The organism is Methylobacterium amylolyticum (assembly GCF_030700245.1).
GTDB lineage: Bacteria > Pseudomonadota > Alphaproteobacteria > Rhizobiales > Beijerinckiaceae > Methylobacterium.
The window spans coordinates 1-21,055 of the sequence record NZ_JAUYZI010000070.1; the positions used below are offsets into that span (position 1 = coordinate 1).

Sequence of the window (21,055 nt, forward strand, 5' to 3'; positions counted from 1 at the left end):
GCGAACCAGCCGGATCCGCAGCTCGTTGGGACTGCGCTCATCGACGGGCCGGCCACTACGGGCTCGATCCGGCAGATGCGGTGGTGCGGGGCCGCGTCTTGGTGCCGATGACTGGCAGGATCATCGTCGCAGCCCTGGCCCTGATCGAAGACCACCACGTCGAGCGCGGTGTGCCGTCGGTCATGGAGATGCACGACATCCGCGCGGCGATGGAAGCCCGAGGGGAGGGCGGCACCGATCCGGCGACGCTCGCCCACGACACGCTCATGGCCCTCGGCTGGCGCGTCGAGATGGTCGACGGCGTGATCTACCGGCTCGAACGGTAGGCGGTCGGTTCGGCCTACTCAGATCCTGATGCCGATTTCCCGGGCCCGTACCTCGCCCGTGATCCGAGCACTATGGGCGCTGGCGTGAGCGAAGCGGGAGCGCTCGATCTCTCGTCCGTCCGCCGACGAGATCGTCCACAAGAAGCAACCCGCCTGCATGGTGCAGGGGATGACGACAATCCGGGAGGCGGGAGAGGAGCGACGCAGCATTACGAGATACTGTCGAGCTTCGCGTGGGGATCCAAGTCTCACGGATCCCCTCGGTGGACGTATCGAGGCTCGCGCCATTCAATTCGACGTGAGGCACCGCAACTCGGTTCGGCCCCGCCCGATCTGCTCACGGGCGAGGGAACCCCGGATCTCACCAGCGCCGGGCCGATACGCGACGTGGCCCAGGCGGATGATGGATGCGGGCGATTAGCGGAGGATCCAAAGACAGGTGGCGGCCGGGTCTTGATGTAGGACGTCGAGCAGGGCCGGTCGAAGCCGGACAAGTGATGAGGATGGGGCTGCGTGGTGAACCGCACGGCTGCCCACGCTGTTTCGTGCCTGCCCAGTCACACGGCTGCGCGAACCACGGAGCCGTATGTGGCACGCCTTCTCACCCTGATCTTGTCCAGCGGCCTGCTGCTCACCGCCTTCGGCCGGGCTGACGCCGCGAAGAAGAAGGTCGATGTGCCAGATCGCTTCGACGGAAGCTGGAGCATCACCGCCTTGTCGACCTCGGGCCCCTGCGCGAAGAGCACGAGCTACAGCGTGAACATCAAGAACGGTGACGCCTCGATCCCGGGCGACGTCGACATCGACGGCGGCGTGTCGGCGAGCGGCGTAGTACAGGCCACGATCATCCAAGGCGCCAACAAGGCCCCGATCACCGGCCACCTGGACCCGGATGGCAGTGGCAGCGGCACGTGGCGCACGAGTGGCGGATTGGTGGAGTGCAGCGGTAGCTGGAGCGCCAAGCGAAGCGGGTAGGGCACCCGTCGTCCCGAGGCGCGTTCTGACGGCGCCGGTCGCCCGCTCTGAAAAGGGGGGCTTTTCTGGTCCGCGCAGATCGGCCCGTTTCCCTGCGGCCGCCCCTATCTCCGAATAAAGAAATCGGGCCCTTTTTACAGTGCGCCCATAATGGGACCGGCTGCATATCGGGCCCGCGGTCGGCTCAGCCGGTCTCACGCTCGTTCCGCAGGCGCGCGGCGATCTCGTGCTGCTCGGCGAGGAGTCGTTGCAAGGTCGTCTGCGCCTTGCCTCCCTGTGGGTTCCGGCTTCCGACCAACTCCCACTCTCCGACCATGGCCTCCGCGTCGACGCGGGCCTGGAGGGCCTGGGCGGGCTTCAGCGGGCCGTCGCCGAACTGCTCGCGACCGACCTCAGCGACGATCTCCTCGAACTTGGCGTCCCACTCGGCCTGCGTCGTCATCGGCCCCCCAACCTGCTGTCCTACCGCCGAACCGTCGCTTGCTCCTGACCCCATGGGGCAGGGCACACGGGTTTCGCGCTCGGTCCTACGGGTAAGCCGCGTTTCGGGATTGGATCAGGCTTGTCGAGCACTCGTATGGTAGGGCGGAGCAGCCGTGAAGCCGGCTGAAACGGGCGTGCCCTCGCGCGCTACCCTTTCCTCGTCTTCTCGCAAGCTGTCGACGCGGTGCGCACTGTGCCGGGCACGCGTCACGGCCACCGCAGCAAAGCCAACCGCGAACAGAACCGCGATGGCCGTCAGAACCACTGTGCCGATCATCGCAGCTCCTCCAGAGCGAGCAGAGCGCCCGAATGTAGGATGACCGCGCCGAGGAACCAAATCAGCATCAGCATCACGCTCGCGAACGTCATCCCGGCGCCGCTTATGACCAGGGACGCGAGCGGTGTGATGATGCCCGCGACGACGAGACCGGCAGCGATGGTGTTGAGGATCGTCGCCCGGATCTTCGTCTGCTCGTTGTGGATCAGCGTGCGCCGAGCGGCCGTGTCGATTGGCGTGTTGACGTTGCTCGGCCGACCGAACGGGGGTTGTGGGTCGCCAGCCACGGTTACGCCTTCCGCTCCCGGAACCGGATCCCGGCGCCCGCGCCGTTCTCGGGGGTGAGTTGTCGAGGACCGCTCATGCTGCTGGAACCACGGCCGTGATCACCGTCGCGACCAAAGCCGCCACGAGGCAGTCTTCCAGGGCATACGCCATGCCCACGGCCTGAAGTGCTCTCGCTGCGCCGACGAAGACGGTCGCGATGCCCACGGCCATGAGGCGAGCGCGGATCACTTTCATGCGGCCGGCTCGGCGATAGCTGCTGCCTCCCGGATGCCGAGCCACGCCAGCGCCGCGGGCCGGGACCGGAAGAAATGCTTCTGCGCGGTGAAGGGTGCGGGCCGCTCGGCCGCCGGCATCTCGTCTAGCAGTTCGATCTGCCAATCGCTGCCCGGCCCGCTGCGGTGGACGCTGCGCACGAGCCCCGCGATCACGACGCCATTCAGCAGCACGTCGTAGCTGCCGGGCGCGAGCTGTTCGAGGGTGTAGGCCATGGGGCGCTCGCTCACGCCTGATCCTCGCCCCGCAGGCGGACGCCAGGGCGCCCGTGGTTCATGAATTCGACGCCGGCCGCTTCAAGGGCGGATTGGACGCGCCGTACGATGTCGGCACCGCTGGTGATCTCCGCGGTGCCCTTCCCTTCCATTTTTCGGATCGTGTTGACGTGGAGGTCCGCCCGAGCGGCGAGATCCGTTTGCTCCATACCTATGAGGGCTCGCGCCGCCTTGAGTTGATGGCCCGTCACAAGCATTGGTGTTTGCCACACACATTCCGAGGTTAACGGCACATACCGACCCGTATATGTGTACCACACACACAGTGGCGTTGCCAGCCGCCATATACGGGTACTCAGCCCATGCCCCTTCAGCGCTCCATCTCCTGGTCCTCCGCCCTCCGCGACCTGAAAGACGACCGCAAGCGCCGCCCGGCCGGCGCCCTCGGCGCTCAGGCGTCGATCGCCTTCCAGGCCCGGATCCGCCCGCTCGTCGTCGCCGGTCAGTACGACCGCGCCGCGATCATGGCCGTCGCGGTGTTCGCGGCGAAGACCCATCAGCTCGCCTACGGCTCGACCTGGGCCGCCGCGATGTCGCTGGCGCTGAAGTCCGCATGAGCCGCTGCCAAGGCCGCCCGCGCCCGTACCGCGCACTGACCTGACCCCGCGCCGGTCCGGCGCACCACACCGCCCCTGCCGACCAACCCAACGAGCCCTCTGGAGCCCGAACGATGACGCACGCCTTCACCCTGCCCGCGGCCGACCCGATCCACGCCGCGATTACCCGCCATCGCGCCGCCTACGACGCTTATCAGGTCGCCCCCGAGGGCCGCCCCAGCATCGAGGCCAACGACGAGTACGACGCCGCGTCCGAGGCGATCGTCACCACCGCCTGCACCACCCGGTTCGGCGCCCTCGCGCTGCTGGAGCACTTCCGCTGGTGGCTCCCGCGAGGAGGCCGCGTTCAAGGCCGGCCACCAGCCCGCCTACGGCATCGCCGAGGCCCGCGCCGCCGACCTGACCCTGTTCCTCGGCACCAACCTGCCGCCCGTGCCGCTGCACCGGGCAGCGCCGCAGGGCCGTCTCGCTCCACCGCTTGCGGTCCGCCCGGTCCTCGCCCTCGACCTCCAGCGTCGGGACACGGTGGCCGCGCTCCACGACGAGCGCCTGCCCGGCGAGATCGAGCCGTGGGAGGCCGTGCAGCCCGTCCGGCCGGACACCGCCCACGTCCGCGCCCCGCGCTTCATCGACCTCGCGGGCGAGCTGCTGACCGCCATCGCCATCATCGCCGGGGGCGTCGCCGCCTACGGCTTCCTGCCGATCGCCTGAGGGGAGGGGCCGTCATGAAGCTCGCCCGCATCCTCCGCCGCGACCCCGAGACCCCAACCCTGCGCGAGCGGCTGGCCGCCGTCACGAGCGGCGCCGCCGACGTGAAGAGGCGCGCCACGCTGGCCGCGAAGGTCGGCCGGGTCGCGTTCACGCCCCCGGTGCCCGAGCCGGAACCCGTCGACCGCCTCGCCCTCATCAACTACGCGACGTGGCTGTTCATGGAGCGGCGGCTGGTCTGCCGCGAGCTGTACCCGCACATGGGTGCCGAGGCCGCCATGTTCGTGGCCGCCAACACCGCCGCCGACCTGTTCCACTTCCCGGCCGACCACCGATCCTGGCAGGACGTGCCGCCGCCCTCGACACGCGCGGTCCAGATCCTCGATCAGGTCGGCGTCGGCTGGCGCAACGACCTCGCCCATCGCGATGACCTCGACCCATCATCGAGCGGCGACACCGCCGAGCGGCTGATCGCTATCCTCGATACCTGGGACGGCGACGCAGACCTCGAACCGGATGCCGACGCCGAGCCGTCGCTGGCGGCGCCGGAGAACGCCCACGGCTCGCAGGTGGCGTGGATGCGCGGCGGGGACGAGGACCGCGAGGCCGAGGCGCCGGAGACCGTCCTGCCCGAGGTGTCCCGCAGCCCCGCGCCGCGGGTCCGGAGTGTACCGGCGCCAGCCCCTGCGCCCCTCGCCTGGGGCGGCAACGGGAACGTGCTGGCGGCCGCGGGGGTCGCCCTTATGGTACTGGTCGGAGGGCGCTGATGCGGACGATGCTGAAGTACATCGAAGAGGCCACGAACCTCCTCGGTGCCGTGTGGGGCGACGCCAAGTCGAACGAGATCCGCACCTACCTTAAGGCGCACCTGTCGTACTGGTCCGTCGACGAACAGGAAGACCTTCTGACCCTCTGCGCTACTCTGGCCAACTGGCACGCCGAAGGCGCCCGAGAGGCAGCATGGGAGGCCGAACGCCGCGCGCGTGAGCATGAGGACGCCGCCCGCCAGACTAGCAAGAACCTGTCCCGGTTCAAGCTCCGCGAGAAGGACAAGCGGGAAACCGAGCGCAGGCAGGCGATCATCGAGCGGCATTTCGGGGCCGCGCTGCGTGGCGAGGCGCCGCGGAATGATCCAGACGAGGACGACGCCTGATACCGAATGCCCGACCTGTCCCGAATGCCTGAGTGGGTGATGGTCACGCAGACGGCTGAGAGCCCATACTGCTGCGCTCTATCTGCCAAGGCATGGTGTGTTTGCGCACCGTGTCATCGAAAAAGCCGCCGCCATGCGCCAAATGCATCCTTTGTTGGTTGCATAGTGCAGTGCAGCGGCTTAGAAATGTCATGCGTGGTCGCGATGGCGTCGCGGTCCCGCAGCCCTTCTTGGGCGTTTCCTCCCTAGACTTCGGGCCGCTCCTTCGAGAGTGGCCTTTTTTCTTGTCCGGGAGGCCGGGTGTAAACATTTCTCCTCTGGACCACAAGCACAATGATGCGCCGTTCGGCGAGAGTGGCGTTATCCTGCGCATAACAGGCTTTGTTGGCGCCGACCGCGACACCGAGGTCGACTACCAAAAATCGGCCCAGTACGCCTAATTTCGAACCGCTTGGGCAATAGCACCATGCGGATACAGGATGTCGACGGCGCCACCGAGGTCACGTCGCCGAAGTCGGTCCCCCTGAGGCGACCCGCAGCCCGTCCCCACGGATCAGGGCTAGATTGGCGACGGCCCTGCCCCGAGGCAGCGACGGCAACATCATCTCGGCGGCTGGCGTCGCCCTGTTCGCCCTGATGGCGGACGAGGGCTGATCCTGCCGTCTCGTCCTGACCGGTCGGAGGGCTGGCGGCCAGAACCTACGCCAGAGCCTCCGGATGCGGCCATGCCTCACCCCTGAACGACTTGGGCGTGAGCGGGCAGCCCCGGTGGTTCTTCCGGTGCGAGAGGATGAGCTTGAACGGTCCGCTGTAACTGCCCGACACGATCACCCGCCCGTGGCAGGAGGGGCAGCGTTTGTCCGTTCCGCCGTGCTTCGCGTGGGCCTCCTTCAGCGTCACCCCCTGCCATGCTCCGCCAACCTTCACCTCGCAGGTCGCGGCGATCGGTCCCGACATGCTGGTGGTCTCGCTGGTGATCATCGACCCACGGTAGCTAGGGATCGTTCAAGGGCGATTAACCGTGATCGCCGCCGGGATTGTCGCCTATAAGTGGTGCGATGCCCCGCCGATTTTGTCGAACCCCTGACAACTGCCGTGCCGCGGGTCGCGGTGGTCCCTGCCGCACCTGCGACGCCGAAGCGATTGCGCGCCGTGCAGTCGCTCTGCGCGAGCGCATGGCGGCGAACCGGGCCGAAGGGCGGTCGCTCTACGCGGAGCGTCCGACAAGCGGTAGGGTGACTGTCTAAACTTAGACAATCTGCTCTCTAAAACAATATGCTCTAGCTAAGAGACAAAAATTACGCATCAACCTTGACCGATTGTAGCCCGTCTCGCTTCGGATTGAAGACCAAGTCAGTTTACGAGCGCATATGTAGGGAATGGAAGACAGTCCCAACCCCGCTCGCACCCTTCATCGCATCGCAGAAGCCCTCGGTCTGCCGCCGGATATATTCTTCGGCGGGGATGACCGGCGGACCGATGCCCTGGCTGACTTGGCGGCGATGGCCGAGCTGCTGCGGCTGTGGAGCGCGCTCAGGAGCGACGTGGATCGCGCCAGGGTGCTGTCGCAGGTGCGAGATTTGGTGAAGCAGCGGGACAACTGACGCGTCGCAGCCGCGCGGCCCGCGGGTGCAGACGATCATGAACGTGAGAACGGCCGCCTGGATGCAAGCGCCCACACTAGACCGAGGAGGCCAGCTATTCGCGCACCGGTCTCGGATCCGCCTTACCGAACGTGGACTGGCTCAACATCGAGGGCGTCTATGCCGCTATGCCGGTGCTCGACGGCCATCGGTCGACATGGTGGAACCCGGCAGACCCATTTTGTCCGGTCGAAGGCATTCCAGCAGCAGACCGAATAACTTATGTGAGCGTGGTCTACTGGCTCTCGAAGTAGGCATGCCCATCGCTGGCCTTGCTCTGAGCCGTCAGCGACTGCGAGATGCGTGTGCTCCCGGCTCTCAGCCAGCAGAGCACAGCCATGCCGCGCTACTTCTTCGACATCCACGACGGCGGCTCGCAACACGACGAGGCTGGCACGGAGTGCGCGGACCTTGCCGCGGCGCGCATGCAAGCCGTCCAGCCCCTGCCCGACATCGCCCACGAGGAGATCCCGCAAGACGGCGACCGGCGTACCTTCACCGTGCTGGTGACCGAGGAGAACGAGCGCCCGGTCTACTCGGCGACTCTGGCCTACGCCGGCTTGTGGCTGCTGAGATGACTGGTCCGATCATCGTCATCGCCGCCTCGGCCGGTGGGCTGGAGCCCCTGAAGCGGATCGTCGCCGCCATGCCCGCGGACTGTGCCGCCTCGCTGTTCGTCGTGGTACACATCGGCGACCACACCAGTCGTCTGCCGGATGTCCTGGCGGGGATCACCCCCCTGCCGGTGGCGTTCGCACTCGATGACGAGCCGATCGAACCGGGCCGTATCTACGTGGCGCCGTCCGGCCGGCACATGCGCCTGGAGAACGCCAGGATCAGGCTCGATCGCGGCCCGAAGGTGCATTCCACCCGACCCGCCGCCGATCCGTTGTTCGTGTCGGCCGCCGAGACCTTCGGCGCCCGTGTCGTCGGCATCGTGCTCAGTGGCCGCGACTCCGACGGAGCCGAAGGATTACGCGTGATCAAGCTGCGGGGTGGCCAGTCCCTGGTGCAGCACCCTGCCGAGGCGCTCGTGCCGGAGATGCCGTGGTCGGCGTTCCTGCGGGACAGCCCCGACGCGAGCCTGTCGGTCGACGAGATCGCCGGTCACGTCGCCGCACTGTGCTCGGGCAAGCTGGATCGTGACGCGGTCCGCAGCTGAGACCGATTTCGCACTTCGCGCCGCTGGATGGGGCGCTGCCGAGAGCGGAACATGCTGAACGAGCCGAGCCTCAGCCGCCTCGCCCGCTTCTCCGGGACCCTCGGGCGGAGTGAGACGGTCGAGAGCCTGACGAAGCACTGAGGCTGGGGGATGAGGTATGGGACGGCAGACCACCTTCATCGTGGTTAGGACACCGATTGCCCTCGGCAATAGTAATCGGCTTGGGCGTCCCCATATCCCTCATACCCTCCGCGCGATCGTGTGCTTTGGGCGACGACCCGGAGTTCATCATGGCGCGTACCTCGAACGGCGGCGGCGCACAGCCGGTTACAGCCGAGGGCTTCAACGAGCGCATCAAGCGCCTCTTCAGCGACAAGCCCAATCCCGAACGGGCCCCCGAGCGCCGGCCGTCGGCGCGGCAACCCCGGCCGGCGAAGCCTACGACCGGCGCGTGATGTCAGTCGAAGCCCCGGTTGACACGAGTTTCGTCGTCGAAGCTCACAGAGCATGACGCTGCGCGTTACGGGCCGCTCGTGCGGCTCCTGTACAGTCTGCTGTCAGGTTCTGGAGATCCGAGCGCTGACCAAACCGGCGGGTACGCTGTGCCGGCACAACACTGGAGCGGCATGCGGTATCTACGCGACGCGGCCGCCGGTCTGTGCTCGCTGGGGCTGCCTGTGGCTCAAAGTCGGCGCCCTGCCGGATGAGCTACGTCCCGATCGATCGGGTGTGCTGTTCGCGCTCGAAACCCGTCCACCCGCTGCAGATGTCGCCGAGGAAGCGTGCATCGTGGGCCGTGTCGTCGACCAACCAGCCGCCCCCGCACGAGGGCCCGTAGCGGAGGCGTTCGCGATGTTCGCCCGTGAAGGCTCGCTGCCGGTCTGGCGAGTGTCCGGCCGGGGCACGACCCGGCTGCACGCCGGACCGCGTCCAGCCGGGAGTGCTGGGCAACGATAGGAACGTAGAGATCGGCCGCCTCATCGGCGGATCCGCGTGTATCCCGCCCACGTTCTTCATCGTCATGCCCATCGCGGCGGTCGAGCACCCTCATGCTCCCGTTCGCGAGCGCGCCGGTCACCGTGTCGCTCATGACGTGCGCGGCCGGCGCGTCCCTTGGTCTCGACGCTCGGCTCGTGCGAAGATGGGACATGACCATCAACCCGACGCATCCCTTTACCCTGGAAATCTTTCCTCCGAAGAGCCCGGGCGGCCTGTACCACTGGACCATCCGTAAGCACGGCAAGCTCGCACAGCGCTCGGATCGGGACCTGCCCAGCGAGGCGAAGGCCCACGAGAACGGCATGAAGCAGATCGAGCGGTTTCTGACCGATCGCGGATGACAAGGGTCGATCGGCGCTCGCGCCTTGCGGTCCGGATCGCATTGCCATAGCTCATGGCCATCGGCGCGTGACTGGATCGCTCGGACCGTCACGCCCTCGCAGGCCGGCCCCTGATTTTCCTTCGCATCCTCGTCGAGCTGGCGACGCAAGCCGCGTCTCCGCACCCGACCCATGGCTTGCGAGGAAATGGAAAGCACGATGACGACTGGCACCGTGAAGTGGTTCAACGAGACCAAGGGCTTCGGCTTCATCCAGCCCGACGACGGCGGTAAGGACGTGTTCGTCCACATCTCGGCCGTCGAGCGCTCCGGGATGCGGAACCTCGTCGAGGGGCAGAAGATCTCCTACGACGTCGAGGCCGACCGCCGCAGCGGCAAGGAGGCCGCGGCGAACCTGAAAAGCGCCTGACGCGCCCTCCGAGTAGATCTGCGAAGCCGCCCCCACCTTGGGGCGGCTTTTTCAATGATCGAAGCAATCGGAAGCCCCCGAGAGTCGGGCACCGTTCCCGGAGCTATCTTTTCCAAGTCCCAGGGCGCAGGGTGAGCGCACCGCCGGATGAGCGACCCTCAGGCTCCGGCGGCTGGGGGCCCGTACCCTCGCCTGCGAACCGACAGGCGGGCTATGGCCGACCTCATCAAGTTCCCCGGCAAGGGCCGGCGATCCGCGACGTATCAGCTCCATCGCTTCGCCGTGAACGGCAGCCCTTGCGGCACCGCGCTCATCCTGGCCCGCGACGATGCTGATGCGACGCGGAAGGCCTACGCGGTGACGGAGGGGCTCCGAGCCGATCTCTGGTTGGGGAGGCGGTTCGTGAACAGCTTCGCGGCAACGGACCAGCCGATCGCAGCGTCGATCCGGCTGCTGAGCGATCCAGCCCCGGGTCAGAGAAGATGACGGGACGCCCCGTGGCAGCGCACCAGCGCCGGCGATCTGCCCGATCATGCGCGAGCTGATCGCGTTGGTAAGACATATCGCGCGGGAGGCGTCCGCCTTCAGGCCGAAGGATCGGGCCGAGCTCCTCGACCGGATCACGGAGCTTGAGGCCGAGGCGGTACCGGCGGATGCGCCATCCCGGACCCTGGAGACGATCCGCCGTATACGACGGCAGATCTGGGTCGATGGCTTGATCCCGAGATCATTCGGCCTGAGGGGGCATTGAACTCGATGAGCATGACGGCGCGGGAAGATTGCGTGAATGAATTGCGGATGCTGATCGATGAGGCTGACGAGGCACGCTTCGGCACCGCGCAGAACCTCCTCCTACGGTATGCCTACAGCCAGGATGGTCCGGAAGAACGGGCTGCGGCGTTGGATCGATTACTCGACGACCTCGGCGGCGGCCGAGCCGACATGGGGTCGCCGGCTCAGCAGGCATTTCGTGCAGCTCTACTCGCGATGATCGAGCGAACCAGCCTGGTGGTTGGACCAGGTCATTAGGTACCCATTGACGTCTGCCGCCGCTCATGGCGCCAGAGTGCGACTGCGACGCGCCGGGCTTCGTAGCTCCGCCGCAACGACGTGCCGAGCCCGCCCTGCCCCTCCGGCGCGTACCCGTAGGTGAGCACCGCGTCCGCCCCGTATGCCCGGCGCATCTCCTCCCGCCAGAGGCGGTCCGCGGAAGCGAGCGCGGCTTCCGTAAGCGCCAAGCGGGTGGGATCTGACAGGGACATCGCGGCCTCCGCGCATATATCGCTCAACGCGGCGACCGGGTCAGAGGTCCAGTGACCGGCGTGTCTACACCTGAGCTTATCGTGTGGTGCGACGTAGGAGTGCCAGTCGTCGGCAGGTCCGAGGGTATCTTTCTTGGAAGTAAGGGCGCACAGTGTGTCCATCACCGGATCGGCTGACCCAGGCTCCGGTGGCTGAGGACCTCGTGTCCCCGCCTGTGATGGACAGGCGCATGGCCAACATCCTCAGCTTCCCAACTACCCGACGCTCTTCCTGCACGATTTCGCCCTACCGGGCGTATCGCTTTGCGCCGAACGGCAGCATCAGATCCACACTGCTGATCGAGGCTGAGACAGACGCGGAGGCCGAGCGGCGCACGTTGGCCTTGGCCGACGGTCACCGCATCGAACTCTGGTCGCGCGCGCGGTTCGTCGCGCACATCCAACCGATGGGTGGCCAAGTCGCCGTCTCGCTGACCAGCCCTCACGTCGAATAGCCCTCGCGCGGACCCAAGTGAAGCCGCCACTCGGGGCGGCTCTGTCGTTCCGATCCCCGAACGTCCGTGACTGCGGCAACATCCTCTCATCGACGACATCAGGAGCGACCATGCCCCACAAGTTCAAGATCGGCGACCGGGTCTGCGGCGCTCAGGTGTTGCCCCCCACTGGCAAGGGCGCGAGCGAAATCTTCGCAGTGGCGCGCCTCATGCCTGAGGACCGGGCCGGCGAGCCGGGCTATCGGGTCCGAACCGAAGCTGGCGAGCGCGCGATGTCCGAGGGTGAACTCGTCGCGGCGCGACGATGATCGCTTTGTACGGCATTGGACCGACGTTGACGGATGCCGCGATCATCTTCCGGGTCCGCGCGGATGCCAACGGCTCGCAGCCTTCGCCTTGGGCGTGGAGCATTCATCGGACAGGACAGGCCGTGCCGTTCATGCGCTCGACCCTCACGTTCGCGAGCCGCGCCCTGGCAGTCGCAGCTGGCCGGAAGGCTCTCGCTCGTTACCAGCACGCCGAGCGACGGGCCGAGGCGCAGGCGCGTGATCCATGACGGCGCACCTCAGCTTCCCTGTGATGTGCGCACCTAATCCGGTACCTGACGATCCGACGGAGATCTCGCCCGTGCACTTGAACATCGATCCGAGCGGGAATTGGCTCGTCGATCCGAGCGAACTCGCCGAGCGGCTCGGGGTCGCTGCCAGCGACCTTCGACGGCAGATGAGCTGCGGGCAGGTGACCAGTCGGATCGAGGTCGGGAGCGGCGAGGACGACGGGCGCTCGCGCGTGACTATCCGGCTGCCAAAGAAGGTCTGGCGGGGCGTTTTCGATCAGGGCGGCGCCTTGATTGGTGAGGAGACTTGGTAATGGGCACAGAGAAGAAGCGCGGCAACCGCGAGAGCAAAAAACCCAAGAAGCCCGTGCCGAAGACCAACGCAGCGGCGCCCTCGACGAAGAGCACCGTGGTGGGGGCGATGAAACAGACCGGCCGGAATTAGGACGATGATCAAGCCGGACAGGGTCTATCCATGATGGCGCGAAGCCGACCGCAGATGTGCCCGACCATGCGTGAGCTGATCGCGACGGTGGCCCGGGGCTCGCCACCCTCCGACCTTCGGGGACAGGGACGACTGATCGAGCGCCTCATCGAACTGGAGGCCGAGGCCTTGGCTACGAACGCACCGCGACGAACCATCGAGGCCATTCGTGCCAAGCGGTTGCAGGTGCGGGTAAGCCTGACCCCGAGAACATCCGGCCTTCGCGGTCACTGATCTGTGTCCCCTTCTGCGGCGATCCGTTTAGGATCTATGCCGTGACGTTTCGACACGTGGTGAGATATGTCGGATCTTCATGACCGGGGTTCTGTTCACCACTTGAGAACGAGGAAAGTAGATGCCCATCGATCATGCTACCCACTATCCCGCTACTTGGAAGTCACTCCTGGTCGCCGCGAGCGGCGCGTTCATGATCTTCCTGGCTGCATGGATCGTCATCCTGGCGCAGACCGGTTGAGATCGACGCCGTATGGAAGCCACGGGGTTACGCGAGCATGATCGTCTTCACGCCCAATCCTCACACGTTGCGCGTGAGTGCCTCCTCAACCGAACCGGGCCGGTTCGACTGGGCGATCATCAGGGACGGGACGGTGGTACGCCGCTCGATCCGATCGTTCGGCTCCCGCGGAGCTTCGGAGGCGGACGGGGATATGGTGTTTCGGGAAATCACTGCCCTCTGGCAGAGAGGTCGTGGGAACCCATGACCGGGCCGATGACGTTCCACCGTCCTTTTCCCATCGCGGCGGTTGAGCACGCCTGAACGGGTGTTGCGCTACCGACCGCGAGCGCTCCGGCTGCCGTGTCGCTCATGACCTGCGCGGCTGGCGCGGCCCTCAAGAGGGCTAGCCGCGCGACTGACCACCTCCAGCGTCAGATCCCCACACTCGAAGCTCCTGCTTCTGCGGCCTGTTCGACCGTAGCCCCGTCCCGCAGCGCCATGGCGATCGCCGTCGAGGCGGTATCGATGACCCGCGCCCGCGGCTCGCCATACCCGTAGACGGGCTTCGCGGTGGAACTCAGCCGCTCGTGGTAGGCGCTCGGGTAGCTGCCGTTCATCCGCTCCCGGAGCAGAGCGGCGGCGGCATGGTAGTCGCTCTCGAACGACTGCGCCCTGTCGGCACCCGGCCCGTGGAACGAGCCGCCCTCCTGCTGAGTGACCATCCTGCGCATCGCCTGTTCATGCGGGCTGCCGGACATGAACCGGCGTAGCTTGGCCCTGAGGCGTTCGAACATGTTCACCTGCGCTGTTCGCGGGAATGGCCGGTCGCATCGCCCGCGGCTGATCCCGTCGGGCAACATGTTGTCCAATGCGATATTCGCGGGGTCAGAGTGCCCGGGCCATGCCTGCTTCGAGATCGAGTGCGCTGGCCGTCTGCTGGGAGAGGCGAACGCCCGTCGGCTCGATCTCCGCGTCCGCCTTCACAGCCCGTCGCACGACGGCAAGGGCCTCGTCCTCGGAGGTGGTGATCGCAGCATAGAACATAATCAATTGACCGGACAGCTCGGCGTCATCGGCGCGCGTGACCTTGAGGATGTATGCAGTTTGGTTCGGTTCGATCATCGCTGCGTCCGGGGAATGCACCTTGGTATTCGACGGCGCGGAGCTATCGGCTGACATGTCAGCTCGTCATCGCCGAGAGCATGATGCCCAATCCGCCGAGTGCGGTGAGGCTGATGCCGCCCATGAAAGCGAGGTTCCAGCCCGTGAATTGATCGGTGACCGGGGCGCGGGCGTAACTCGTCAGTGCGGCGGCGACCCCGCTCACCGATAGGGCAAGCGCGATGAGCATCATCAGCGACATGGGAGGATCCTCGACCGCAAGCGGCAGGACGATCGAGCCCACGTGCGCACTGACCCAATCGATAGGGGTCAAAAAGTATCCGTTTCTCAAGAAATAAAATTCTAGTGCTCAATAATCGCTCTTTTGCGCGCGAGCGACAGATCCGCGGACAGGTCCATGAGGTCACAGCATGGGATCTACGGTGCCGACCATCCGTTCGCTTGTCACCTCAGCATGCGGGGCAGCGGAGTTTCGAAATGGCAGAACACCTTTCCGGCCAGGCCGGGCGCCAGGGCCGACGCGGCAAGCCGGCGCTTTATGTGCTGATTGCCAGCGTCGCGTTGATGGTGATCGCGCTCGGCGCGCTGATGATCTGGCAAGGAGCGAGTTCGCCGGCCGATTACGCGAGCCAAAGCCAGGCTGCCTCGCGCAAGGAGATCACCGGCAGCGAGAGCGGCGCGGGCGGTGGCGCATCCCCCAGCAACAGCACGGCAGTCCCGGGCGGCAATCCGGCCTATCCGCAGCCGGCCACTCGCGATGCCAACCGGTGACGGGCGGAACTCGACATGATCACCGTCACGCGGCCGACATCTGTCGGGAGAACGGCTGGGGCGTGGGGACGCGACTGCTCGGGGATGCGGGTTTTGGGCCGACGGTGATCCGCATCACGGCGCTCGGCACGCGGGTGATGCTCGCGCGCATGGTCAGCCACAATGGCGTCGTGGTCGGCCATAACGACGAACATGCTTGGAGCCTCACCGCGCGTGACTGGTGTCGGATCGTAGGGTGACGAGCAGCCAAGGCGGTTCGGGCAATACCCGCTTGGCGGTGTCTAAGCTCGGGTTTCCCACCTACGAGAGCGCCCGATACAGGCTCTCGCGGGACAGGCCTGCCTCGCGGGCGATCTGCGTCATGCCCCGGGGGAGGGCCACGACGCCGAAGGGCATGGCTGAACAGAGGCCGATCGATGCCTGGATGGTGACCCAGGGCGCTCGCGATCCTGCCTTGATGAGGCGGCGGGCCAAGCCTCAGATCGCGCCGGTCTGCCGGGAGACGAACCCGAACACCGCCGCGATGAGATCCTGATCGCGACAGGGCTTGGGCAGGAAGCGAACACCCCGCCGTCGGCTCGCAGCTTGTCCTCGATGTCGGTCTCGCCCGCCCGCTTCGGGTGATCCTTCACATGGAAGGTGGTGATGCAGGCGAGGTAGGCGTGCCGGCGCGATCGACGGTTCACGCCGAAGTCGCGCTCGGTCGGCTCTACGACCTCAGCGATGGAACTCGGCAGGCGTCATCGCGATCGACAGCCTCGCTTGCATGACGAAGTGGGCTTCCAGGCTGTGCTCCGACATCGCCGGATGCCTCGCCCAACCCTCTCAACGTTGACTTAACGGTTCGGCCCAGCCGACATGCCGTGTCCGGCTACGCACCGCCTCGCGCGAGTCGCCCGGATCATCAGGAGACCACGCCGCCGCAAGTCGACCCCTGAAACGCCAACGGCCCCCCGTCGCCAAACGGAGGGCCGTCGAAACCGAAGTGGTCTGTGAGGACCGTGTCACTACCCCTCACAAGCCACGAGACGCCCCTGGGCGTCAAGCGGGAACGCCAATTCCCGCGACGGTTGCGCTTTGTCTGTGGACCGGACGCCCTCTGCGGCGGCCCGGAACGACCTGTTGCGGCCCTTTTCAGGGGCCGGGGAGCATGTTCGCCGAGGAACTGAGGCGCGCGATCGAGGGTGCGCCACGAATCACCCTGCCGCAGGTGACGGCGCTGCTGTGGCGCGCCTACGGGGAGGGGCGGGTCAGCGAGGCCGAGGCCGAGGCCCTGTCCGGGCTGATCGCGGCGCGGCGCGAGGTCGGCGGCCGGTCGCCGGCTGGACAAAGCCCGAACCCAAGAGGAATCGAGGCACCGGCGGCGACAGACCCCGCTCAGGGTCGCCAGACCGGCCCCAGGAAGCCGGGGGCCGGAGCGCGGCCGCGGACGGACGCGTCGCTGGAGCGGCGGCGGCGGTGGGCGGCGTCGGGGCGTCTACCGCCGGGTCTGGCGGCGCGGTTCACGCTGGCGGAGCAGGCGGTGCTGGCGCTGGTGGCGTCCGAGGTCGCCCGGCGGAAGGACTGCCGTCTGGCGATCGAGCAGGTGGCGGCGGTGGCCGGGGTGTGCCGCTCGACGGTGAAGAACGCGGTGCGGGAGGCGGTGCGGCTGGGGCTGCTCACCGTCGAGGAGCGGCGTGTGACCGGGTTCCGCAACCTGCCGAACGTGCTGCGCATCGTTAGCCCGGAGTGGACCGCTTGGCTGCGGCTGGCGCGACGTGGGGGCCTGCCCTCTGCGGGGAACGACCGGCGCGATCTCCCGGGACAGGGGGGAGGGGTCAAAAGCGCGACCCGCACGCCTACTCAAGTTCCAGAATCGGGGAAAACCAGCCCCACGGACCCCAAAGAAAGCTGCCGAGGGGCAGCGGGCGACCCGCGACGCAGCGACCCCACGAGAATCCGCGCGGGTGGTGGGACGGTTCGAGCCATGCGGTAGGCGCACGCGGCCGGACGGTCTGACGAACGAGGCTCTGGGCATTTGGATGACGCGCGGGTCCACTGCGGGCGGTCGCCACGAGAGAGCTGTGCGACCGTGGGGCGTTGCGACGCGTCGGCTTTAGTAGTAACGTTGCTACAAAAATGGATCGAACCTGAGCGCCGAACCGATGACGATCACCACGCTCTCCAGCCGCGAGTTCAACCAGGATACCGGACGGGCCAAGAAGGCCGCAGCCGGGGGACCGGTGTTCATCACCGACCGCGGCCGGCCGGCCCACGTCCTGCTCAGCATCGAGGAATACCGGCGCCTCACGGGAGAGAATCGCACCGTCGCCGACGCACTGGGCTGGCCCGCCGGCATCGAGGACGTCGAGATCGAGTTCCCGCGCGCGCGCGCTCTCCCCAGGGCGGCCGACCTCGCGTGACGTTCCTGCTCGACACCAACGTCGTCTCCGAGCTGCGCAAGGTCAGGGCGGGCAAGGCCCATCCCCACGTCGCGGCCTGGGTGCGGACCGTGCCGGTGGACAGCCTGTTCCTTTCGGCGATCGTCGTGCAGGAACTGGAGATCGGGGTGTTGCAGCGCGAACGGCGCGACCCGGTCCAGGGTGCGCTTCTCCGGACCTGGCTCGACGATCACGTGCTGCCGACTTTCGGGGAGCGCATCCTGCCGCTCGATACGGCCGTGGCACGGCGTTGCGCGGGTCTGCACGTGCCCGATCCGCGGCCCGAGCGCGACGCCTTCATCGCCGCGACCGCCCTCGTGCACGGGCTGACGGTCGTGACCCGCAACGTCGCGGATTTCGCGCCGACCGGCGTGCGCATCCTCGATCCATGGGCCGGGGAGGGGACACCGGCCTGATCCAGGACCCGGATCGGCCAGACGCTGGGCTCAGGACCAGATCGGCTTGGCCGAGGGCGCTCCCGGGCGGCAGGTTGCGGGGGGAGAGATGATGAATCCCCCCACCCTCAGGGTGGGGAATGCCCGCGGATCGGGTGGGCGCGGGGCGGTGATTTCGCGGGTGTCGGCCGGACGATCGACCGAGCGTGGTTGAAGCTGCCGCTCCGCACGGATAGACGCGCCCGCTCGCGGTCGGCTGGGGACGGGGATGGGCGTCGACGTGACCGCGCTGCTGATCGCCCTGGCCCGCGAGAACGCCGATCTGCGCGAGCAACTCGCGGCCGCCCAGGACATGCTGATGGAGACGGCGCTCGACGCCGGGAACCCGCACGCGCTGATCGAGGCGATGGTGGTCGAGCGGGATGCGTGGCGGGCGGAGGCGGAGCGGCTCGGGGCGAGGGCGTCACGCGCGGGCTGAAGCGACATCGGGCGCGAAGGACAGGCTGGCGGTGGGCGGGTCCGTGGTGTCAGCCGAGACGATCGTCAGGCGATCACCTGAACGGCGATCCGGTGCCGCGGTCGCGTGACCGCGCAGCCTTCGGAAGATGGGCCGTCATGGCCCGCCCGAGATCCATCTCAGGCGGCGGCGTCCCCCGCCCGTTCGGCTTCGACGGCGCCCGTACCTCTCACCGGAGCTTCCGTGCGCGCAGTTCCCGCCGGGGGGCCGATGAGATCGGCGAATAGAGCCTTGTCGGCGTCGCGGGTGAGGAAGCCCGGAAGCTCGCGACGGAGCCAGTCGGCGAGGCGCTGGGTGAAGGCGGGATCGTGCCCGGCTTCGAGGCGCTGGAGGACGAGGGCGCCGAGCAGGACCTTGCGGCGGGTGTCGCGGGCGCGATCCTGCTTGTCGAGGCGAGCCAGGAGGGTCTTCTTCCGCACGTCGAGCTGCGCGATGCGCTCCGCGATCGTCCGTCGCGCCATGGCCGTCTCCTTGGATGAGGCAAGCCCGTCATACTGACTTCGTCGCTTACGGCCAAGCTCGTTGATCGATGCGTGACTGAGTTCCTCGGATCGCCTGCCCGCTCTGCAACGCTCAGCCCCACCATACTCGCACAAGTAGTCCTGCGGGCGGACACCGGAGCATCGTCTGGAGCGAAGCGGAAGGGGATGTGAAGGGCGCAAGTACGGGTCGCTGTGCGACCCCTTTGCTGCTAAGCTCGGCCGTGAGCGGAGCCGTCCCCGTTGGCGATCTATCACTGCCAGATGTCGGTCGTCGCCCGGTCCTCGGGCCGTTCGGCGGTGGCGGCGGCGGCCTACCGCAGCGCCGAGCGGCTGGAGAACGCCCGCGACGGCCTCGTGCACGACTACACCCGCAAGGCGGGCGTGATCCACGCGGAGATCGTGCTGCCGGAAGGCGTCGACGCGGTCTGGGCGCTCGACCGCTCGGCGCTGTGGAACGCGGCCGAGGCGGCGGAGAAACGCAGCGACGCCCGGGTGGCACGGGAATTCGTCGTGGCGCTGCCGCACGAGCTGAGCGCCGAGGCGCGCACGGCGCTGACGCGGGCGTTCGCGCAGGAGCTGGCCGATCGCACCGGCGCGGCGGTGGACTTCGCGGTGCACGAACCGCACCGCGACGGCGACGATCGCAACCACCACGCTCACCTGCTGATGACGACGCGGGCGGTCACGGCGGATGGGCTTGGCGCGAAGACCGCGCTGGAGCTGGCGAACAAGCAGTTGCAGCCGCGCGGGTTGCCGACGACGCAGGCGCAACTCGTCGGGATCCGGCAGGCGTGGGAGGGCTTGGCGAACGCGGCCCTGGCGCTGGAGGGGCACGACGTGCGGATCGACCACCGCAGCCACGCCGAGCGCGGTCTGGAGATCGCACCGACGCAGCACATGGGTGTGGCGGCGACGAACGTGCAGCGGCGCGGGGGCGAGGTCGAGCGGACGCGGCTCGATCCGGCGGCGGCGGAGCACAACGCGGCGGTGATCCGCGCGCACCCGGAGCAGGTGCTGGCGATCATCACGAACGAGAAGAGCGTGTTCGACCGGCGGGACATCGCGCGGGCGCTGCACCGCTATCTCGACGACGACGCGCAGGGGTTCCAGAACGCGCTGGCGGCGGTGACCGCCTCGCCCGAGCTGGTGACGCTGCAAGCCGAGCGCACCGACCCGGCGACGGGCTCGGTGCAGCCGGCGCGGTACGCGACGCGGGAGATGATCGCGATCGAGGCCGGCCTGGCGGAGGCGGCTGACCGGCTGCATGGTGCGCGGGATCACGGGATCAAGCAGCGGCACGTCGCGCGCGCGATGGCGCGGCAGGACGCGGCGATCCGGGCGAGCACGGGCGAGGCCGGGGCCGGGCTGTCGGTGGAGCAGCGGCGGGCGATCGGGCACGTGACCGGGCCGGAGGGGATCGCGGCGGTGGTGGGGTTCGCCGGGGCCGGCAAGAGCACGATGCTGGCGGCGGCGCGGGAGGCGTGGGAGGCGGCCGGCTACCGGGTGCACGGGGCGGCGCTGTCGGGCAAGGCGGCAGAGGGCTTGGAGGAGTCGTCCGGCATCGCGAGCCGCACGCTGGCGTCGTGGTCGCGGGGCTGGGACGCCGGGCACGGCCGGCTCGGGCGCGGCGACGTGCTGGTGATCGACGAGGCCGGGATGGTCGGCTCGCGCCAGCTCGCAAGGGTCGTGGGCGAGGCGGAGCGGGCGGGGGCGAAGCTGGTGCTGGTGGGGGACCACGAGCAGCTCCAGGCGATCGGGGCGGGGGCGCCGTTCCGGGCGGTGGCGGAGCGGGTCGGGCACGCCGAGCTGTCGGACATCCGCCGGCAGCGGGCGGGGTGGCAGCGTGAGGCGTCGGTGGCGTTCGCGACGCACCGGACGGGCGAGGGGCTGGCGGCGTACAGCGAGCACGGCGCGATCCAGATCGAGGCGGGCCGGGAGGCGGCGCGGGGGGGGATCGTGCGGGACTACCTCGCCGACCGGGAGAGCCGTCCGGAGGGGACGCGGGTGGCGATGGCGCACCGGCGGGCGGACGTGCGGGCGCTGAACGCCGAGATCCGATCCGCGCTCCAGGCGCGGGGCGCCCTGGCGCGGTGCGAGGAAGCCGGGGAGCGGAGCTACCGGACCAACGACGGGGAGCGGGCGTTCGCGCCCGGGGACCGGATCGTGTTCCTGGAGAACAGCCGGGCGCTCGGGGTGAAGAACGGGATGCTGGGGGTGGTGGAGCGGG

37 protein-coding genes and 1 pseudogene are annotated in these 21,055 nt (G+C 68.0%); 27 read left to right on the forward strand and 11 right to left on the reverse strand.

Annotation, left to right across the window (positions count from 1 at the left end):
- A partial coding sequence (locus tag Q8W71_RS29140) for a hypothetical protein (RefSeq protein ID WP_305528889.1) occupies positions 1–326 on the forward strand: 326 nt, incomplete at its 5' end.
- A gap of 588 nt (positions 327–914) precedes the next feature.
- A complete protein-coding gene (locus tag Q8W71_RS29145) occupies positions 915–1,301 on the forward strand; it encodes a heme utilization protein (RefSeq protein ID WP_305528890.1) in 387 nt (128 codons plus the stop codon).
- Between the two features lie 184 nt (positions 1,302–1,485).
- Here the strand turns inward: Q8W71_RS29145 and Q8W71_RS29150 are convergent, their stop codons facing one another.
- The 5 genes from Q8W71_RS29150 to Q8W71_RS29170 form a co-directional block, all read right to left on the reverse strand.
- On the reverse strand, positions 1,486–1,743 hold the full coding sequence (locus Q8W71_RS29150; protein ID WP_305528891.1) for a hypothetical protein: 258 nt from the start codon (positions 1,741–1,743) through the stop codon (positions 1,486–1,488).
- A 114-nt stretch (positions 1,744–1,857) separates the two neighbouring features.
- Positions 1,858–2,061, reverse strand: a complete 204-nt coding sequence (locus Q8W71_RS29155; protein ID WP_305528892.1) for a hypothetical protein — start codon at positions 2,059–2,061, stop codon at positions 1,858–1,860.
- Positions 2,058–2,348, reverse strand: coding sequence for a hypothetical protein (locus Q8W71_RS29160; RefSeq protein ID WP_305528893.1), 291 nt, complete (start codon positions 2,346–2,348; stop codon positions 2,058–2,060). Before Q8W71_RS29160 ends, Q8W71_RS29155 begins: the two co-directional genes overlap by 4 nt.
- 73 nt (positions 2,349–2,421) lie before the next feature.
- Positions 2,422–2,583, reverse strand: coding sequence for a hypothetical protein (locus tag Q8W71_RS29165; RefSeq protein WP_305528894.1), 162 nt, complete (start codon positions 2,581–2,583; stop codon positions 2,422–2,424).
- Complete coding sequence (locus Q8W71_RS29170) at positions 2,580–2,837, reverse strand: hypothetical protein (RefSeq protein WP_305528895.1); 258 nt, start codon at positions 2,835–2,837, stop codon at positions 2,580–2,582. Before Q8W71_RS29170 ends, Q8W71_RS29165 begins: the two co-directional genes overlap by 4 nt.
- 362 nt (positions 2,838–3,199) lie before the next feature.
- Between Q8W71_RS29170 and Q8W71_RS29180 the strand changes: the two genes are divergently transcribed.
- The 4 genes from Q8W71_RS29180 to Q8W71_RS29195 all read left to right on the forward strand — a co-directional run bounded on the left by Q8W71_RS29180 (position 3,200) and on the right by Q8W71_RS29195 (position 5,315).
- Positions 3,200–3,454: a hypothetical protein gene (locus Q8W71_RS29180; protein ID WP_305528897.1), complete on the forward strand. Its 255-nt coding sequence runs from the start codon at positions 3,200–3,202 to the stop codon at positions 3,452–3,454.
- 525 nt (positions 3,455–3,979) lie between these two features.
- Complete coding sequence (locus tag Q8W71_RS29185; RefSeq protein ID WP_305528898.1) at positions 3,980–4,165, forward strand: hypothetical protein; 186 nt, start codon at positions 3,980–3,982, stop codon at positions 4,163–4,165.
- A 14-nt stretch (positions 4,166–4,179) separates the two neighbouring features.
- Complete coding sequence (locus tag Q8W71_RS29190) at positions 4,180–4,929, forward strand: hypothetical protein (protein WP_305528899.1); 750 nt, start codon at positions 4,180–4,182, stop codon at positions 4,927–4,929.
- An 8-nt stretch (positions 4,930–4,937) separates the two neighbouring features.
- Positions 4,938–5,315 (forward strand): hypothetical protein, encoded by a 378-nt coding sequence (locus tag Q8W71_RS29195; RefSeq protein WP_305528900.1) that lies wholly within the window; start codon positions 4,938–4,940, stop codon positions 5,313–5,315.
- Between the two features lie 699 nt (positions 5,316–6,014).
- Here Q8W71_RS29195 and Q8W71_RS29200 read toward each other — a convergent pair.
- Positions 6,015–6,272 carry a hypothetical protein gene (locus tag Q8W71_RS29200; protein WP_305528901.1) on the reverse strand — a complete coding sequence of 86 codons (258 nt, stop codon included), beginning with the start codon at positions 6,270–6,272 and terminating at the stop codon, positions 6,015–6,017.
- 422 nt (positions 6,273–6,694) lie between these two features.
- On the opposite strand from Q8W71_RS29200, the gene Q8W71_RS29205 reads away from it, so the two are divergent.
- From Q8W71_RS29205 to Q8W71_RS29270, 14 genes are all read left to right on the forward strand, one after another.
- Positions 6,695–6,919, forward strand: coding sequence for a hypothetical protein (locus Q8W71_RS29205; RefSeq protein ID WP_305528902.1), 225 nt, complete (start codon positions 6,695–6,697; stop codon positions 6,917–6,919).
- Positions 6,920–7,296: 377 nt separating this feature from the next.
- A complete protein-coding gene (locus tag Q8W71_RS29210; RefSeq protein ID WP_305528903.1) occupies positions 7,297–7,536 on the forward strand; it encodes a DUF6894 family protein in 240 nt (79 codons plus the stop codon).
- Positions 7,533–8,120, forward strand: a complete 588-nt coding sequence (locus Q8W71_RS29215) for a chemotaxis protein CheB (RefSeq protein ID WP_305528904.1) — start codon at positions 7,533–7,535, stop codon at positions 8,118–8,120. The genes Q8W71_RS29210 and Q8W71_RS29215 overlap by 4 nt, the downstream gene beginning before the upstream one ends.
- A gap of 266 nt (positions 8,121–8,386) precedes the next feature.
- Positions 8,387–8,575, forward strand: a complete 189-nt coding sequence (locus Q8W71_RS29220; RefSeq protein ID WP_305528905.1) for a hypothetical protein — start codon at positions 8,387–8,389, stop codon at positions 8,573–8,575.
- A gap of 594 nt (positions 8,576–9,169) precedes the next feature.
- Positions 9,170–9,460 carry a hypothetical protein gene (locus Q8W71_RS29225; protein WP_370875571.1) on the forward strand — a complete coding sequence of 97 codons (291 nt, stop codon included), beginning with the start codon at positions 9,170–9,172 and terminating at the stop codon, positions 9,458–9,460.
- A gap of 198 nt (positions 9,461–9,658) precedes the next feature.
- Entirely contained in the window at positions 9,659–9,868 is a 210-nt protein-coding gene (locus Q8W71_RS29230; RefSeq protein ID WP_305528906.1) for a cold-shock protein, read from the forward strand.
- A gap of 213 nt (positions 9,869–10,081) precedes the next feature.
- Positions 10,082–10,354, forward strand: a complete 273-nt coding sequence (locus tag Q8W71_RS29235; protein ID WP_305528907.1) for a hypothetical protein — start codon at positions 10,082–10,084, stop codon at positions 10,352–10,354.
- A 46-nt stretch (positions 10,355–10,400) separates the two neighbouring features.
- Positions 10,401–10,619 (forward strand): hypothetical protein, encoded by a 219-nt coding sequence (locus Q8W71_RS29240; RefSeq protein ID WP_305528908.1) that lies wholly within the window; start codon positions 10,401–10,403, stop codon positions 10,617–10,619.
- 5 nt (positions 10,620–10,624) lie between these two features.
- On the forward strand, positions 10,625–10,897 hold the full coding sequence (locus Q8W71_RS29245) for a hypothetical protein (protein WP_305528909.1): 273 nt from the start codon (positions 10,625–10,627) through the stop codon (positions 10,895–10,897).
- Positions 10,898–11,360: 463 nt separating this feature from the next.
- On the forward strand, positions 11,361–11,624 hold the full coding sequence (locus Q8W71_RS29250) for a hypothetical protein (RefSeq protein WP_305528910.1): 264 nt from the start codon (positions 11,361–11,363) through the stop codon (positions 11,622–11,624).
- Between the two features lie 110 nt (positions 11,625–11,734).
- The gene (locus tag Q8W71_RS29255) at positions 11,735–11,932 is read left to right on the forward strand and encodes a hypothetical protein (RefSeq protein ID WP_305528911.1); all 198 of its coding nucleotides are present in this window, start codon (positions 11,735–11,737) and stop codon (positions 11,930–11,932) included.
- 244 nt (positions 11,933–12,176) lie between these two features.
- Positions 12,177–12,494 carry a DUF6522 family protein gene (locus Q8W71_RS29260; RefSeq protein ID WP_305528912.1) on the forward strand — a complete coding sequence of 106 codons (318 nt, stop codon included), beginning with the start codon at positions 12,177–12,179 and terminating at the stop codon, positions 12,492–12,494.
- Positions 12,494–12,625 carry a hypothetical protein gene (locus Q8W71_RS29265; RefSeq protein WP_305528913.1) on the forward strand — a complete coding sequence of 44 codons (132 nt, stop codon included), beginning with the start codon at positions 12,494–12,496 and terminating at the stop codon, positions 12,623–12,625. Before Q8W71_RS29260 ends, Q8W71_RS29265 begins: the two co-directional genes overlap by 1 nt.
- A 66-nt stretch (positions 12,626–12,691) precedes the next feature.
- On the forward strand, positions 12,692–12,898 hold the full coding sequence (locus Q8W71_RS29270) for a hypothetical protein (RefSeq protein ID WP_305528914.1): 207 nt from the start codon (positions 12,692–12,694) through the stop codon (positions 12,896–12,898).
- A 654-nt stretch (positions 12,899–13,552) separates the two neighbouring features.
- On the opposite strand, the gene Q8W71_RS29275 is transcribed toward Q8W71_RS29270, so the two are convergent.
- The 3 genes from Q8W71_RS29275 to Q8W71_RS29285 form a co-directional block, all read right to left on the reverse strand.
- Complete coding sequence (locus tag Q8W71_RS29275) at positions 13,553–13,915, reverse strand: hypothetical protein (RefSeq protein WP_370875572.1); 363 nt, start codon at positions 13,913–13,915, stop codon at positions 13,553–13,555.
- 91 nt (positions 13,916–14,006) lie between these two features.
- Entirely contained in the window at positions 14,007–14,243 is a 237-nt protein-coding gene (locus tag Q8W71_RS29280; protein WP_305528916.1) for a hypothetical protein, read from the reverse strand.
- Between the two features lie 58 nt (positions 14,244–14,301).
- Positions 14,302–14,484, reverse strand: coding sequence for a hypothetical protein (locus tag Q8W71_RS29285; protein WP_305528917.1), 183 nt, complete (start codon positions 14,482–14,484; stop codon positions 14,302–14,304).
- 236 nt (positions 14,485–14,720) lie between these two features.
- Between Q8W71_RS29285 and Q8W71_RS29290 the strand changes: the two genes are divergently transcribed.
- Both Q8W71_RS29290 and Q8W71_RS29295 read left to right on the forward strand, forming a co-directional pair.
- Positions 14,721–15,014 carry a hypothetical protein gene (locus tag Q8W71_RS29290; protein ID WP_305528918.1) on the forward strand — a complete coding sequence of 98 codons (294 nt, stop codon included), beginning with the start codon at positions 14,721–14,723 and terminating at the stop codon, positions 15,012–15,014.
- A complete protein-coding gene (locus Q8W71_RS29295; protein WP_458351524.1) occupies positions 15,011–15,253 on the forward strand; it encodes a DUF7241 domain-containing protein in 243 nt (80 codons plus the stop codon). Before Q8W71_RS29290 ends, Q8W71_RS29295 begins: the two co-directional genes overlap by 4 nt.
- A gap of 64 nt (positions 15,254–15,317) precedes the next feature.
- Here the strand turns inward: Q8W71_RS29295 and Q8W71_RS29300 are convergent.
- A pseudogene (locus Q8W71_RS29300) lies at positions 15,318–15,401 on the reverse strand (helix-turn-helix domain-containing transcriptional regulator); the annotation flags it as partial.
- 763 nt (positions 15,402–16,164) lie between these two features.
- Here Q8W71_RS29300 and Q8W71_RS29305 point away from each other — a divergent pair.
- The 4 genes from Q8W71_RS29305 to Q8W71_RS29320 all read left to right on the forward strand — a co-directional run bounded on the left by Q8W71_RS29305 (position 16,165) and on the right by Q8W71_RS29320 (position 18,307).
- Positions 16,165–16,989: a helix-turn-helix domain-containing protein gene (locus tag Q8W71_RS29305; protein ID WP_305528920.1), complete on the forward strand. Its 825-nt coding sequence runs from the start codon at positions 16,165–16,167 to the stop codon at positions 16,987–16,989.
- 169 nt (positions 16,990–17,158) lie between these two features.
- Positions 17,159–17,416, forward strand: a complete 258-nt coding sequence (locus Q8W71_RS29310) for a type II toxin-antitoxin system Phd/YefM family antitoxin (protein ID WP_305528921.1) — start codon at positions 17,159–17,161, stop codon at positions 17,414–17,416.
- On the forward strand, positions 17,413–17,850 hold the full coding sequence (locus Q8W71_RS29315) for a type II toxin-antitoxin system VapC family toxin (protein WP_305528922.1): 438 nt from the start codon (positions 17,413–17,415) through the stop codon (positions 17,848–17,850). Before Q8W71_RS29310 ends, Q8W71_RS29315 begins: the two co-directional genes overlap by 4 nt.
- A 247-nt stretch (positions 17,851–18,097) precedes the next feature.
- Positions 18,098–18,307 (forward strand): hypothetical protein, encoded by a 210-nt coding sequence (locus Q8W71_RS29320; RefSeq protein ID WP_305528923.1) that lies wholly within the window; start codon positions 18,098–18,100, stop codon positions 18,305–18,307.
- Between the two features lie 158 nt (positions 18,308–18,465).
- On the opposite strand, the gene Q8W71_RS29325 is transcribed toward Q8W71_RS29320, so the two are convergent.
- On the reverse strand, positions 18,466–18,807 hold the full coding sequence (locus Q8W71_RS29325; RefSeq protein WP_305528363.1) for a mobilization protein: 342 nt from the start codon (positions 18,805–18,807) through the stop codon (positions 18,466–18,468).
- Positions 18,808–19,068: 261 nt separating this feature from the next.
- Between Q8W71_RS29325 and traA the strand changes: the two genes are divergently transcribed.
- A partial coding sequence (gene traA, locus Q8W71_RS29330; RefSeq protein ID WP_305528924.1) for a Ti-type conjugative transfer relaxase TraA occupies positions 19,069–21,055 on the forward strand: 1,987 nt, incomplete at its 3' end.

Bases quoted from the DNA above. Each gene is read 5' to 3' on its own strand.
- Q8W71_RS29150 (WP_305528891.1), bottom strand. From the start codon at position 1,743: ATGACGACGCAGGCCGAGTGGGACGCCAAGTTCGAGGAGATCGTCGCT.
- Q8W71_RS29155 (WP_305528892.1), bottom strand. From the start codon at position 2,061: ATGATCGGCACAGTGGTTCTGACGGCCATCGCGGTTCTGTTCGCGGTT.
- Q8W71_RS29165 (WP_305528894.1), bottom strand. From the start codon at position 2,583: ATGAAAGTGATCCGCGCTCGCCTCATGGCCGTGGGCATCGCGACCGTC.
- Q8W71_RS29170 (WP_305528895.1), bottom strand. From the start codon at position 2,837: ATGGCCTACACCCTCGAACAGCTCGCGCCCGGCAGCTACGACGTGCTG.
- Q8W71_RS29180 (WP_305528897.1), top strand. From the start codon at position 3,200: ATGCCCCTTCAGCGCTCCATCTCCTGGTCCTCCGCCCTCCGCGACCTG.
- Q8W71_RS29190 (WP_305528899.1), top strand. From the start codon at position 4,180: ATGAAGCTCGCCCGCATCCTCCGCCGCGACCCCGAGACCCCAACCCTG.
- Q8W71_RS29195 (WP_305528900.1), top strand. From the start codon at position 4,938: ATGCTGAAGTACATCGAAGAGGCCACGAACCTCCTCGGTGCCGTGTGG.
- Q8W71_RS29200 (WP_305528901.1), bottom strand. From the start codon at position 6,272: ATGTCGGGACCGATCGCCGCGACCTGCGAGGTGAAGGTTGGCGGAGCA.
- Q8W71_RS29205 (WP_305528902.1), top strand. From the start codon at position 6,695: ATGGAAGACAGTCCCAACCCCGCTCGCACCCTTCATCGCATCGCAGAA.
- Q8W71_RS29210 (WP_305528903.1), top strand. From the start codon at position 7,297: ATGCCGCGCTACTTCTTCGACATCCACGACGGCGGCTCGCAACACGAC.
- Q8W71_RS29215 (WP_305528904.1), top strand. From the start codon at position 7,533: ATGACTGGTCCGATCATCGTCATCGCCGCCTCGGCCGGTGGGCTGGAG.
- Q8W71_RS29225 (WP_370875571.1), top strand. From the start codon at position 9,170: ATGCTCCCGTTCGCGAGCGCGCCGGTCACCGTGTCGCTCATGACGTGC.
- Q8W71_RS29230 (WP_305528906.1), top strand. From the start codon at position 9,659: ATGACGACTGGCACCGTGAAGTGGTTCAACGAGACCAAGGGCTTCGGC.
- Q8W71_RS29235 (WP_305528907.1), top strand. From the start codon at position 10,082: ATGGCCGACCTCATCAAGTTCCCCGGCAAGGGCCGGCGATCCGCGACG.
- Q8W71_RS29240 (WP_305528908.1), top strand. From the start codon at position 10,401: ATGCGCGAGCTGATCGCGTTGGTAAGACATATCGCGCGGGAGGCGTCC.
- Q8W71_RS29245 (WP_305528909.1), top strand. From the start codon at position 10,625: ATGAGCATGACGGCGCGGGAAGATTGCGTGAATGAATTGCGGATGCTG.
- Q8W71_RS29250 (WP_305528910.1), top strand. From the start codon at position 11,361: ATGGCCAACATCCTCAGCTTCCCAACTACCCGACGCTCTTCCTGCACG.
- Q8W71_RS29255 (WP_305528911.1), top strand. From the start codon at position 11,735: ATGCCCCACAAGTTCAAGATCGGCGACCGGGTCTGCGGCGCTCAGGTG.
- Q8W71_RS29260 (WP_305528912.1), top strand. From the start codon at position 12,177: ATGACGGCGCACCTCAGCTTCCCTGTGATGTGCGCACCTAATCCGGTA.
- Q8W71_RS29265 (WP_305528913.1), top strand. From the start codon at position 12,494: ATGGGCACAGAGAAGAAGCGCGGCAACCGCGAGAGCAAAAAACCCAAG.
- Q8W71_RS29270 (WP_305528914.1), top strand. From the start codon at position 12,692: ATGCGTGAGCTGATCGCGACGGTGGCCCGGGGCTCGCCACCCTCCGAC.
- Q8W71_RS29275 (WP_370875572.1), bottom strand. From the start codon at position 13,915: ATGTTCGAACGCCTCAGGGCCAAGCTACGCCGGTTCATGTCCGGCAGC.
- Q8W71_RS29280 (WP_305528916.1), bottom strand. From the start codon at position 14,243: ATGATCGAACCGAACCAAACTGCATACATCCTCAAGGTCACGCGCGCC.
- Q8W71_RS29285 (WP_305528917.1), bottom strand. From the start codon at position 14,484: ATGTCGCTGATGATGCTCATCGCGCTTGCCCTATCGGTGAGCGGGGTC.
- Q8W71_RS29290 (WP_305528918.1), top strand. From the start codon at position 14,721: ATGGCAGAACACCTTTCCGGCCAGGCCGGGCGCCAGGGCCGACGCGGC.
- Q8W71_RS29305 (WP_305528920.1), top strand. From the start codon at position 16,165: ATGTTCGCCGAGGAACTGAGGCGCGCGATCGAGGGTGCGCCACGAATC.
- Q8W71_RS29310 (WP_305528921.1), top strand. From the start codon at position 17,159: ATGACGATCACCACGCTCTCCAGCCGCGAGTTCAACCAGGATACCGGA.
- Q8W71_RS29320 (WP_305528923.1), top strand. From the start codon at position 18,098: ATGGGCGTCGACGTGACCGCGCTGCTGATCGCCCTGGCCCGCGAGAAC.
- Q8W71_RS29325 (WP_305528363.1), bottom strand. From the start codon at position 18,807: ATGGCGCGACGGACGATCGCGGAGCGCATCGCGCAGCTCGACGTGCGG.